The sequence below is a fragment of the Mycobacterium sp. ZZG genome, assembly GCF_054786995.1.
The window spans coordinates 1-11612 of record NZ_JBTBFV010000096.1 but is presented as its reverse complement, the minus strand read 5'-3'; the positions used below and the strand labels follow the sequence as shown (position 1 = coordinate 11612).

Below are 11612 nucleotides of genomic sequence, written 5' to 3'. Positions count from 1 at the left end.
GCCCGGCAACCGACTCCGCATCCAACAGCTCACGCTGATCCTCAGAATGCCCCTGCATCCATTAATCATCTCGAGAACCCAGCCACAAACCCCGCCACCACGCCGGATTAATTCAGCAGACTCCTAGGCGGTCAGCTTCAGTGACTCCGGTTCGGCGGTGTCGACCTCGGCTGCGTCCCCATAGGCGATGGCTTCGCCCTCGACGGGCCCGTCCTGCCGCTCCACCCCAGCGGCAGGGGCCGCGGGCTCGGGGTGGCGGCGGCTCTCGATGCGGACGATGCAGCGCGCCAAATCCGGGCCGACCGAGGTGGCCCGGATCTCCAGGGACGACCGACGGTTACCGTCGCGGTCCTCGTATTCGTTGGTGTACAGGTAACCAACAACGATGACGGGATCTCCCTTCCCGAGGCCCGCCCCGACGCCGGTGACCAGGCGGCCCCAGCAGTTCACGGTCGCGTACAGCGAGTTGCCCGGTTCCCAGGTGCCGTCGGCGGTACGACGCCGGGAATTGCTGGCCACGCGGAACTTGAACAGCTCCTGGTCGCCGACCCGCCGGCGATCAGGTGCGGTGACGATGGTGCCGACGACGGTGATCGGTGTCTCGAACATGGTGGTGCCTCTCCTGAGTTTCTCAGCTGCAGGATCAGGCACCGTGCCCGATCCTGCGATGACACCGCCATTGAGCACGCGGCCGCCGACACCGGGAGGCAGGGCGTCGAGCATCAGGGCGCAGGCTGTGGATGAATCGCGGATTGGGGATGGTCGCACCCGCTGGTGCGGGCCGGCCACCACGTCGATGTGCTGCATCGGTGCGCCCGGGCCGGCCCGCTACCGCGACGCTAACACAACACCTGAATATCTGAACAGCTGAAAATATGACGTTCGGGCCTCAGCCGCGCTCGCGTTCGCGCCGGGCGAACTCGGCGAGCATTGCGTTGTAGGCCGCGAGGTCGGCGTCGTCGTCTCGGTCGGCGGCGCGGTCGAGCCGCTTGGCGGTGCGCTCGTCGGAACGGCGCCACTGCACGAACAGCGCGATGAGCACGACGACCAGCGGCACCTCACCCGCGGCCCAGGCGATCCCGCCGCCGAGTTTCTGGTCGCCGAGCAAGTCGGTGTGCCAGCTCAGATTCAGCGAGCGGTAGAAGCTCTCGGCGATCACCGACTGCGTGCTCATCAGAACCACGCCGAAGAACGCGTGCAACGGCAGCGACGCGAACACCATCGCGAGTTTGGCCAGCGGTGGTAGCGGTCGCGGTGTCGGGTCGATGCCGATCACGACCCAGTAGAAGAGGTAGCCGCTGAGCAGGAAGTGCAGGTTCATCGCCAGGTGCGCGAAGTGACTACCCGCCGCCGCGTCGAAGATGCCGCCGAAGTAGAGGCCGTAGAACCCGACGATGAACAGCGCCGTCGCGACGAACGGGTTGGTCAGCACCTGGGAGAGGCGCGAGTGCAGGGCGGCCAGCAGCCACTCGCGCGGGCCGGGCGGGTCGTTGCGGCCCGAGGCCGGTAGCGCCCGCAGCGCCAGCGTGACGGGGGCGCCGAGCACCAGCAGGATCGGCGCGAGCATCGACAGCATCATGTGCGCGACCATGTGGATGCTGAACATCGCCGGCATGTAGCGCCCGATTCCTGAGGACGTGGCCAGCAGCAGCACCAGACAGCCCAGCAGCCAGGCCGCGGTCCGGCCGGCAGGCCACGCATCGCCGCGCCGCCGCAACCGGATCACCCCGGCGAGGTAGACCAGCGCGAACACGACTGACGCGGTACCGAATACGAGGTCGAAGCGCCAGTCGAAGAGCATCCTGGCCAGCGTCGGCGGGCCGGCGAGGTCATAGCCGATTTCGACCGCCGGGATCGACAGGTTCAGGTTCACCGGGGGCGGCGGCGGGGTTCGCCCCAGCGCGACGGCGACGCCGAACGTCAGCGCGAAGATCACGGCCTCCACCACGGCCAGCCGGAGCAGCGGGCCCTGCGCCCCGGGGTCCTGCTGCAACGCAGCGACCCCCTTCCGGCGTTGCTGCCAGCCGAGCACACCGAGGGCCGCCAATGCCGCGATCTTGGCCAGGATCAACAGACCGTAATCGGTGCTCACCAGGTCTGCGGGCCTGATCCGGACCAGCGCGTTGACCAGCCCGCTGAGCGCCATCGCGACGAAGCACCACAGCGCGACGGCCGAGAAGCGGCGCGCGGCGAGCGGACCGTGCTCGCCGCGGCGCAACGCGTGGGCCAGCAGAGCCAACAGCCCGCCCGCCCAGATCGCCCCGGCGACGAGATGGATGAGCAGGCTGTTGGTCGCCACGTCGTGTGCACCGCCGGACGACGAGTGTCCGGTCAGGCCCAGGGGCAGCAACGTGAGCAGCGACCCGGCGAACAGCACCGGGGTCCACGACCAGCGCAACACCGGGATGCTGACGACGGTGACCAACCCGGCCAGCAACGCCGTCCATCGCCACGCACCGGCGATGTCGATCAGATCGGCCACCGACCAGATGTCGGCCGGGCTCAGCCGCGTCGTCAACGGCTGACCGCTGACATCGGACACCGTCAGCGGCACCATCAGCACCGCGCACACCGCCCAGACACCCGCGGCCGCGGTGCCTGTTCGCAGCGCGCGGTAGCCGGCGACGTCGAGGACACCGTTGGGCTGAGGCGGAACCATGAACGCGGCGAACAGGAACGCGCCCGTGGCGGTCACCGCCGCGATCTCGCCGGCCGCCCGGACGAACGGCAGGCCGTAACTTGTCACAGGCCCGGGGTCGGGCAGCCCGGTGGCGGTCAGCGCCTCGGCGAGCGACAGCGCCGACAGCGCCGCGGCGGTCAGACCGGCCAGCACCGCGACGCCGCACAGCACCGCCCACACCGGGGCGCGGTGCACCCCGACGGGTGCGGCGCGGGCGACAGACGTCATGTGCCCAGCGTATGACCTTCCCGGACGCGATCTACGACACAGGGTCGTTGCGCAGCTCCCGGCGGCTGCGCTCGCGGGCGGAGAACTGCCTGCGCGCGCACCGGTCCACGGTGTCCATGTCCTTGAGGATGCCGCGCAGCTCACGGCGGAAGGCTCTGCGGCGTTCATCCAGATCGGCGGCAGGGGTGAGCAGATGCTGATCCGCGGCCACCTGCCGGGCGGTCGCGAACAGCAATGCCGACACCGATTCGGTGCTCAGCACCCGCCCCTGCGCGACGTACTGCTGACCGAGGCCGAGCGCTTTGGCCGTCAGATCCTTCTCCGAGATCTCTGCCGGTGCGTCGATGAGCGCATCGGCGACGATCTCATACGCCTCGAAGAACGGTCGCAGCAGTGGTCCGGCGATTGCGGGGCGTTTCTCCTGCAGCAGCGCGTCGAGCCGGTCACCGCCGGCGGCGACGTCGCTCTCCCAATCCTGATGCCAGGACATCTCCTCGGCCACGTGCTCGCGATAGGCGGCCGAGTCGGCGAAATAGAACTCGAACTTGAGCAGATCCCGCAGCCGCATCACCTGATTCCAGAACGCGTCCAACCGGTCGGTGTCCGTGCGCGCGGCGTAGGCCAGCGCCAACTCGACCAGCGAGGTCTCCAGGAACGCGTCGATCAGCGAATTGCGGTAGAACGCCGCCTCCAATTCGTCCTGCGGGGCGATGCTCCACACGGTCACCCGGCCGCTGTCGGTGCGGGTCACCGGATGGCCGCCCGACAGCGCGTCCAGAGCGGCGCGCACCCCTTCCGGAGTCCGGAGCCGCAGCGCGCTGTTGGTCATCGGCGTCTGCTTACGCTCCAGATAGTCCAGCGAGTCCTGCAGCGTGTGGTGCAGCTGGTCAAGCGTCAGCGCGATGCCGCGGGTGCTGAGCAGCAGCGCCGACACCAGCGCCGTCGCGTTCACCGGGGTGACCTGCAGGATCCGCCAGGCCACCTCGAACGCCATCTTCTGCATCGCCAGCCTTTTGGCCGACTCGTCGGTGGCCAGGGGGCCGTGGGGCTCACCGAGGTACTCACGCATCGAAACCGCCTCGGGGAAGCGGACATAGATCTTGCCGTAGTTGCGCTCGCCCTGGGCGCGGATGTAGTTGACCAGCCATGACAATCCCTCGGGGGTCTTCTCGCCACCCCGGGCGTACGAGGCGTACTCGGCGGTCTCGTGCAACTGGTCGAAGCTGATCGACACCGGCTGCAGCAGGATGTCGTCGCTGCGGCCGTCCAGGTAGGCGTCGGCGACGTACGCGAGCAGGCCGAGCTTGGGCGGCAACATCTTTCCGGTCCGCGACCGGGTCCCCTCGATCGCCCATGAGAGGTTGAACCGCTTTTCGACGATATAGCCCACGAACTGGCGCAGCACGAACTTGTACAGCGGGTCGTCGAGCTTGCGCCGCAGAAAGATCACCCCGGAGCGGCGCATCAGCGGGCCCATGAACCCGAAGGACAGGTTGATGCCCGCGAAGGTGTGGACAGGTGGCAGCCTGTTCTCCTGCATGGCCACCGGGACGATGACGCCGTCGAGGTAGGACCGATGCGAGAACAGCAGCACGGCTGGATGGGCTTCCAGTGCATGGCGCATCGCCTCGACCTCACCGCGGTCGTAGTCGATGTTCGGGTCGAAGCCGCGGCTGAAGATCGCCCGCCCCAGTGACGGGATGAGGTCGACCGAGAATCGGCTCCAGCCGGTGGCGAGTTCGTCGAGCATCTCCCCCGCCTTCTCGACGGTGGCGCCCGGGATCTTCTCCAGCCCCTCACGGAACCGCGCCGAGGTCAACACCTCCGGCTTGATCAGCCGGGGCGACTTGTATTCGGGGCCGAGCAACCGCAACTCGACGCGCTCGATGGCAAGGATCGCCCGCCGGAGCACGAATCGGGCGAATTCCCTGGGGTTCTCGGCGACGGTCGTCTCGCTCCAGCGCTGCCGCAGCTCGGCGACCTTGGCGGGTTCACCGGCGACGACGCGGGCCCGGGACGGGTCCCGCTTCAGGATCGCGCGCTGCAGCACCTTCGGCGGGCAGTAGGTGTCACGGCCGGACAGCACCGCGACCACCTTGGACCGGGTGGGAAGTCCGCCGGGAACCCAGAACACGCGTACGGGGACCACCGAGCGATCCTCATCGGCCTGGAGCAGCTCCACCAGCCGGGCCAGCACCGCAGGGGCCGGATCGTCGTCGGCCGGCAGCTTGAGGACCTCGATCTTCGACTCAGGGTGGGCGCGTCGCTGGCTCTCCAGCCAGTCGCGCAGCAACTCCTCCTCGGCAGGTGAGGACACCGACGCCAGCACCAGGGTGTCGTCGACGGCGTTGTAGGCGGCGAAGTCGTCGGCCCGAGCCTTCACGGCCGGTCCTTGGTGCCACCGGCGCCCTGGGCCGGCGCCTTCTTGGCGGCGCCTTTCGCCGTCGCCTTCTTGGCCGTCTTCGTGGCGGCAGCCTTCTTGGCGGCAGCCTTCTTGGAGGTCACGTTCGCGGCCTGCGTCTTGCGGGCCGGCGTCTTCTTGGCGGTCTCTGCGCGCCGGTACAGGTCCGGCACCGGGAGTTCGTCGTGCGGCCAGTCTTTCAGGGTGTCGAGGTAGAGCTGGCGCACCTCCTCGATGCGTTCGGTCAGGTTCTCCTGCGTCCAGTCGTCGACCGGGATCGGCGGGTAGACAACGACATCGACAAGGCCAGGGTTGAATGTGCTGGAGTCGCGGGCGGCGATCACCTCGGCATTGCGGATCACGATGGGCACGATCGGGATGCCCACCGACATCGCGATCCGGAACGGGCCCTTCTTGAAGCGGCCCACCTCGGTGGTGTCAAGCCGGGTCCCCTCGGGGGCGATGAGTATCGACAGACCTTTGCGCGCAAGCTCTTCGACCTTGCGGAGGCCTTCTACGGCCTTCTGGGGATCCTCCCTGTCGATGAAGGCCGCATCCAGGATCTTGCCGATGGTGCCGACGATGGGGTCGTTCTCGAGTTCCTTCTTGCCGACCGTGGTGAAGTCGTTGTTGATCAACCTCCCGGCGATCAGCGGGTCCGCCTGATTGCGGTGGTTGAAGATGAACACCGCGGGCCGCTGCGCGGTGAGATTCTCCTTGCCCAGCACCTGCAGGTTGATGCCGATGGTGTCGAGCAGCGTGCGCCCGAACATCGACGTGAAGAAGTTGACCCCGGTGCGCTTGTTGCGGGTCAGCAGTCCGACGCCGAGGGCTCCGGCGGCGATCGGCACCATCGACGCGACGCCGAGCGCGGTGCGTACCTGCGACGCAGGACTCGAACCGCTGCGACTGCTGAAACGCAGGATGGGCCAGCCGCGCTTGGCCGCGACAGCGGCCAGTTTGCCCGCCGGGTTGGTCGGACGGGGGTTGCCCACCAGGTACATCAGCGCGACATCCTCGTCGCCGTCGGCGTAGAAGTAGCTCTTCGACAGATCGATGCCGTTGGCGGCGGCGAACTCCTGGACCGCCCTCGCCTTGCCGGGCCCCCAGATGATGGGCCGCTGCACCTCGCCGGTGATCAACCCGTCGTCGTCGGTTTCGAACTTGTTGCTCAGCACGTTGTCGATACCGAGGAAGCGGGCCACCGGCTCAACCTGGACGGTGAGCGCCGAAGAAGACAGCACGACGGTGTGGCCGCGGGCCATGTGCGCGCGCACGATCTCGCGCATCTCGGGATAGATCCGGCTGACGATCTTCTGGACGAACAGGCGTTCGGCGAGTTCGTCGATGTCGTCCACCGAGTTCCCGCGCAACATGCGCGCGCCCTTGCCGATCAGATCCTCGAACTCCGAGCGGCCGAGCTGGTGGTTCAGGCCGGCCTGCACCATGCCGATGAACTCTCCCACCGACATCTGTCTGCGCCGCAAGCGATCCTGGGTCATCACCACGCCGGTGAACCCTGCGACGAGTGTGCCGTCGAGGTCGAAGAACGCACCGATCTGCGGCCCCTCAGGGCTGGCCTGGATCTCGGCGACCGAACCAGGGAGACGCAGTTGACGGTTGTCCGGTGTCGCCGAAGTCACTGGGGGCCACTTCCGTTCAGTCGGGTCGATGATTCGACGGGGGCGGTACGCGCGGTGAAGGTCGCCGGGACGGCACGGCCGTCGCCGCCGAGGGCGAGCACTTCATCGAAGCCGGCGAGCAGACAGCGGGCGAAGAGGTCGGGCTCGGTGATCGACGCGCGGTCGTACCTGGCGGTGATCGTGCAGTACCCCGAACGCGACACCAGCACCACCATCATCGCCACACCGGGCAACGGCCCGATACCGTACTGGCGCAACACTTTCGCGCCGGCGATGAAGGTGTCCCCGGCGTACACCGGCACGTTGCTGGCCTGTACGTCGGCATTGACGATCGATCCCGCCATCGACTCCAGAACCGGGTCGGGAAGCAGGCTGACCACAGGGGCGATCGCGCCGACCAGGTCCAGGACCCGCTCTTCGCGCTTGCTCGTCATCTGCGACCGGATCTCCTTGATCCGCACCTCGGGGTCGGCGAGCCCGATGGGCGCCGCGAGGTTGACCCCGGCGAACCGGTTGCCGCCCGCGGGATCGTCCTCGGAGCGCAGGTTGACGGGCACGGCCATCGGCAGTGTGTCCACCGGAACACCTTTGGCCTCGTGATAGAGCCGCAACGCCCCGCACACGCCGGCCAGGTAGGCGTCGTTGATCGAGCCGCCGGCGGCCTTGGCGGCGCGGTGCAGGTCGCCGAACTCGATGTCGATCGCCTCGTTACGGGAGGACAGGCTGCGCCGGCGCAGAATCGGCGACGGGTCGGCGACCGGGCCCATGACGCGGGCCCCCGACATCGCGTAGTCAATGGCGCTGCCCAGCCGCGTCACCGGGTCGCGCACCACGTGCCCGACCGCCTGGACCGCGCCGAACAATGCGCCACGGACGCCGCCGACGATGGTGCCGGGCAGTCGGTTCAGGCCGGCGCGCATCAGATCGTTCGGCGACAGGTCGGAGGGAATCGGCAGCGGCGGAGGGCGCTGCGGCGCCGGTTCCCGCTCGAAGTCGTAGAGGTTGGCGAACATCTCGACACCACCGACGCCGTCGGTGACGGCGTGACTCAGGTGGACCATGAGGGCGGCCCGACCGTTCTCCACCCCTTCGATCAGGGTGGCCGTCCACAGAGGCCGGGAGATGTCCAGCGGCGACTGCACCGCGATCTCGGCGAGGTCCATCACCTGCCGGATGGTGCCGGGTTCGGGGACACGCACCCGCCGCAGGTGGAAGTCGAGATTGAAGTCGGGGTCGACGACCCAGCGCGGCGCCACCGTCGGCAGCGTCGGGGTGACGACCTTCTGGCGCAGCCGCAGCACCTTGCGGGACGCGTGCTCGAAGCGGGTGTAGAAGGTGTCCCAGTCGGGGGTCGTGTCGAGCAGCTCGACGGTCAGGATGCCCGAGCGGGTGCGCGGATTGGCTTCGCCGCGGTGCAGGATCTGGTCGAGCGGACTGAGTTCCTCCGGGAGTCCGGCCGCGTCCAGTTCCGGCTCATTGCTCATGCGCACCACGCTAGTCGGCAGCCGTCTCGCAGGAGGCGGCTTTAGTGGCTGTCACCGCCGACCCGCGCGATACACTGCTCGGCGTTGCCTCCGTAGCTCAGTTGGATAGAGCAAGAGCCTTCTAATCTCTAGGTCGCAGGTTCGATTCCTGCCGGGGGCGCAAATTCCTCACCAAGGAACCGAGGCGACTGTCGGGCGGCGGGTCGTGCGTGCGGCGGCCCGAATCCTCGAACGGCACCGCCTCGCTACCGGTCTGTGGTCTCGATCACGGGCGCGAGGCCGTCGAGCACGCGTGCCAGCCCGAACTCGTAAGCGTGCCCGGCGCTGTATGCGCCGGCGTGGGCCCGCCCCGCAGCAGCCCCGACGCGGGAGGCGAGCGGAAACTTCTCGGCGTCGAACATTCTCGCCAGCAGCGGCTCGGCCCGTTCCCACCACGCCTGGTCGGTCACGCCGCTGTCGGCTCCGGCCCTCTGCGAGTCGATCGCGATACGCGCCACCGACATCACGAAGCCGAGCACGTAGGTCAGCGCCGCATCCATCTCCAGGTCGCTGAGCCCGAGGCCGTCGAACGCACCGAGTTCGTGCTCGTACTTCGCGATGGTCCCCGGCCCGAGCGGCGGGCGGGTGGTCGCCAGCTGCGCCACCCACGGATGCCGGTCGAGCATGTCGCGATTCTCCGCGGCGATGGCCGAAACCCGCTCACGCCAGGGCAATCCACGCAGATCGGCGCGTGGCATCTGGGCGTGGACACTGTCGAGCATCAGGTCGAGCAGCTCGGCCTTGCCGGGCACGTAGGTGTAGGTCGCCATGGTGGCGATGCCGAGCCGCGTCGCGACCGCGCGCATCGTGACCGCGGCGAGCCCGTCGGCGTCGGCGATCTCGGTCGCGACGCCGACCACCGCCTCGACGGTGGTGCGCTGCCGGGGCCCGCGCGGGGTTCGGGCGCCGCCCGGTGTGCGCCACAGCAGTTCCAGCGTCCGCACCGGATCGCCCGCGCTGGTCCTGTCGGGGGCCGTTCCGCGCCTGTCCATCCGGCTGATCGTAACGGCCGGTCCATACCACGCAAGAATCCCGTACACTGTACGTCGTACACGGTACGGAGAAGAGAGGATGTTCCATATGACAGCTGAGGGTGGTTACGCCCCGTCGCCCGCCGATGTCGAGGACGTCCTGGCGTGGTTCGCGCGCTACGACGCGCTGGCGGTGGCCAAGGACATCGAGGGGATGGCCGATCAGGCGATGTTTCCGCTCAACGAGGTCACCGACGGACGGGCCGAGTCCTGCGACCGTGACCGGTTCGTCGCGCAGATGACACAGGAACTCGGCGGCGCCGGGGATGTCTCCATGGAGTCGGTGCGGACCCCGCACTTCATCAACGAGAACCTGGTCTTCGTGATCACCGACGCCACGATCACCGTGGACGGGCACAGCCAGCAGGTCCGGTACGGCGACCTTCTGGTCCGATCCCGCAGCGACGGTTGGAAGTTCCAGACCATGGTTCAGGGCGGCTGGGGCGACTCCTAGCCGGGCCCACAGTCCTGGTCTTCGACGGCAGAGAAGGTCGCAGCGACGCCCGGTCGAACTTCGCGAGACGCCTCACCTAGCTCGGCTACCAGGCCAATCGCCGTGGCGACGTTCGCTGACGACGCGTCGCGCGGTGTGCTTTTCAGCGAATCCGCATCCCGCCGTGCGTCGACATCGCTGGGAGTCTTCCTCGACGAGCATTTCGCCGCGATACCCCAGCGCGCCGACGGGAAGCAGTCGCGCAATACGCCGCGGCGGGATACCGTGTCGCGGGGAGGGGCCAAGGTATGGGCAAATTTCGGAGTAAGGCCGCCACGACCGCGGCCGGCGCTGCGGCGATCGGCATGGCAGTCACCGTCGGCGGGGTCGCCGCCACCCATCCGGCGTCGATCTCGGCGCCGCTTGTCGATCTGAGCGCGCTGATCGTCGTCGGGAGTTCCACTCATCCCGACCCAACCGGCAACGAGGACTTCTTCGGCGGCAAGTTCAACCAGGCCCCGTACAACTCCGGCGGGCAGCCGGGCGCGGATCTCGTCGGCGTCGATTTCCGGGGCGGGGTGGGCGCGATCGACGCAGCGCTGCAAGCCAATTCCGGTGAGGACAACGCCGTGCTGTCCTCCGGCTGGGGTGCCGCCAACGTGAGCCTGCTGTTGAACCGACTCGACCGCAGCGCCGACCCGGCGTTGCCCAAGACGGTGTTCATCCTGGACAACAACGTGTCCCGCCCCGACGGAGGGTTCGGTACCCGCTATCCGCTGTTCGCGTTGATCGGGGTGAACCCATTCCCGTCGCAGACCGACACCACCGCTGCTGCCGTGGTCGACATCGCCTACCAGTACAACTACAACTCCAACGCGCCCGCGGACCTGTTCAATCTGGTGGCGCACGTGAACTCTCTGGTGGCGTATCTGTACGGCTACCGGGAGCAGTCCGAGATCGACCTGCCCGTCGACGTCGACGGCCGGCCGGCCGTGTCGTGCGGGGGGGCGAACACGTGCGCGGTGCTCACCGGTGGTGAGGCCGTGCCGTGCGAGAACGCCCGGTGCGCCCCGCCCGTGGGCGATCGGGTGGTCGCGTACCTGACGACCCGAGGCAACACCACCTACGTCACGTACACCACCGACGAGCTTCCGCTGGCGCGGTTGATCCGCAATGTTCTCGGTGATGCCGTCGCCGATGTGTCCGCCCCCCTGCTCAAGGTCATCGTGGACTCGGCCTATTACGACGGCAACCCGATCCCGTCGGATCCGAGCCGCTACCGGCCCGCCCGGCTGATGCCGTCGCTGGGCGAGATCGTCAGCGCGGCGGCTAAGGTGCCCGGCGCCATCCGTGAAGGCCTAGACACGTTGTCCGACAACGATTCTGGGCACGCCCCGCAGGAATCCCCCACCGGCCGGGAGGTCCGTGCCTCCGGGGTCTCCGACGGCCATCCAGTCGATCACGAGACGCCGGCTGTGGACGAAGACGACACCTTTCCGGTCTACGAGGGCACCCCTGCCGAGCCCGCCTCGGAGGACGCCGACCCGGAGATCGTGCGGCGCGACGAGCAGAGCATCGAGGACGATGCCGTGCCCGTCACCGGAGCCGGATCCGACCCGGAAACCGCGTCCGATTCCATCATCGAAGCCGAGTCCGTCACCGAATCCGGAGAA

Annotated in this window: 8 protein-coding genes and 1 tRNA gene; 3 read left to right on the top strand and 6 right to left on the bottom strand. The window is 68.3% G+C overall.

Annotated elements, in window-relative coordinates; genetic code table 11:
- Window positions 1–123 precede the first annotated feature (123 nt).
- The 5 genes from ACXMYJ_RS27740 to ACXMYJ_RS27720 all read right to left on the bottom strand — a co-directional run bounded on the left by ACXMYJ_RS27740 (window position 124) and on the right by ACXMYJ_RS27720 (window position 8436).
- Entirely contained in the window at window positions 124–609 is a 486-nt protein-coding gene (locus tag ACXMYJ_RS27740; protein WP_443189167.1) for a single-stranded DNA-binding protein, read from the bottom strand.
- A 280-nt stretch (window positions 610–889) separates the two neighbouring features.
- Entirely contained in the window at window positions 890–2908 is a 2019-nt protein-coding gene (locus ACXMYJ_RS27735; protein WP_443189159.1) for a cytochrome c oxidase assembly protein, read from the bottom strand.
- A gap of 31 nt (window positions 2909–2939) precedes the next feature.
- The gene (locus ACXMYJ_RS27730) at window positions 2940–5291 is read right to left on the bottom strand and encodes a glycerol-3-phosphate 1-O-acyltransferase (protein ID WP_460359402.1); all 2352 of its coding nucleotides are present in this window, start codon (window positions 5289–5291) and stop codon (window positions 2940–2942) included.
- On the bottom strand, window positions 5288–6952 hold the full coding sequence (locus tag ACXMYJ_RS27725) for an HAD-IB family hydrolase (RefSeq protein WP_443189157.1): 1665 nt from the start codon (window positions 6950–6952) through the stop codon (window positions 5288–5290). Before ACXMYJ_RS27725 ends, ACXMYJ_RS27730 begins: the two co-directional genes overlap by 4 nt.
- Window positions 6949–8436 (bottom strand): wax ester/triacylglycerol synthase family O-acyltransferase, encoded by a 1488-nt coding sequence (locus ACXMYJ_RS27720; protein ID WP_460359401.1) that lies wholly within the window; start codon window positions 8434–8436, stop codon window positions 6949–6951. Before ACXMYJ_RS27720 ends, ACXMYJ_RS27725 begins: the two co-directional genes overlap by 4 nt.
- Window positions 8437–8522: 86 nt before the next feature.
- Between ACXMYJ_RS27720 and ACXMYJ_RS27715 the strand changes: the two genes are divergently transcribed.
- Window positions 8523–8596, top strand: a tRNA-Arg gene (locus tag ACXMYJ_RS27715).
- Window positions 8597–8681: 85 nt separating this feature from the next.
- Here the strand turns inward: ACXMYJ_RS27715 and ACXMYJ_RS27710 are convergent.
- Window positions 8682–9467, bottom strand: coding sequence for a TetR/AcrR family transcriptional regulator (locus ACXMYJ_RS27710; protein ID WP_460359400.1), 786 nt, complete (start codon window positions 9465–9467; stop codon window positions 8682–8684).
- Window positions 9468–9555: 88 nt separating this feature from the next.
- Here ACXMYJ_RS27710 and ACXMYJ_RS27705 point away from each other — a divergent pair, with 88 nt between their 5' ends.
- Both ACXMYJ_RS27705 and ACXMYJ_RS27700 read left to right on the top strand, forming a co-directional pair.
- Window positions 9556–9960, top strand: a complete 405-nt coding sequence (locus tag ACXMYJ_RS27705) for a nuclear transport factor 2 family protein (protein WP_443189154.1) — start codon at window positions 9556–9558, stop codon at window positions 9958–9960.
- A 287-nt stretch (window positions 9961–10247) separates the two neighbouring features.
- The coding region (locus tag ACXMYJ_RS27700) for a PE-PPE domain-containing protein (protein ID WP_460359399.1) at window positions 10248–11612 on the top strand (1365 nt) is incomplete at its 3' end.

What these genes read in the sequence shown, in the direction of transcription:
- ACXMYJ_RS27740 (WP_443189167.1), bottom strand. Translation starts at nt 609, where the DNA reads ATGTTCGAGACACCGATCACCGTCGTCGGCACCATCGTCACCGCACCT.
- ACXMYJ_RS27735 (WP_443189159.1), bottom strand. Translation starts at nt 2,908, where the DNA reads ATGACGTCTGTCGCCCGCGCCGCACCCGTCGGGGTGCACCGCGCCCCG.
- ACXMYJ_RS27720 (WP_460359401.1), bottom strand. Translation starts at nt 8,436, where the DNA reads ATGAGCAATGAGCCGGAACTGGACGCGGCCGGACTCCCGGAGGAACTC.
- ACXMYJ_RS27710 (WP_460359400.1), bottom strand. Translation starts at nt 9,467, where the DNA reads ATGGACAGGCGCGGAACGGCCCCCGACAGGACCAGCGCGGGCGATCCG.
- ACXMYJ_RS27705 (WP_443189154.1), top strand. Translation starts at nt 9,556, where the DNA reads ATGACAGCTGAGGGTGGTTACGCCCCGTCGCCCGCCGATGTCGAGGAC.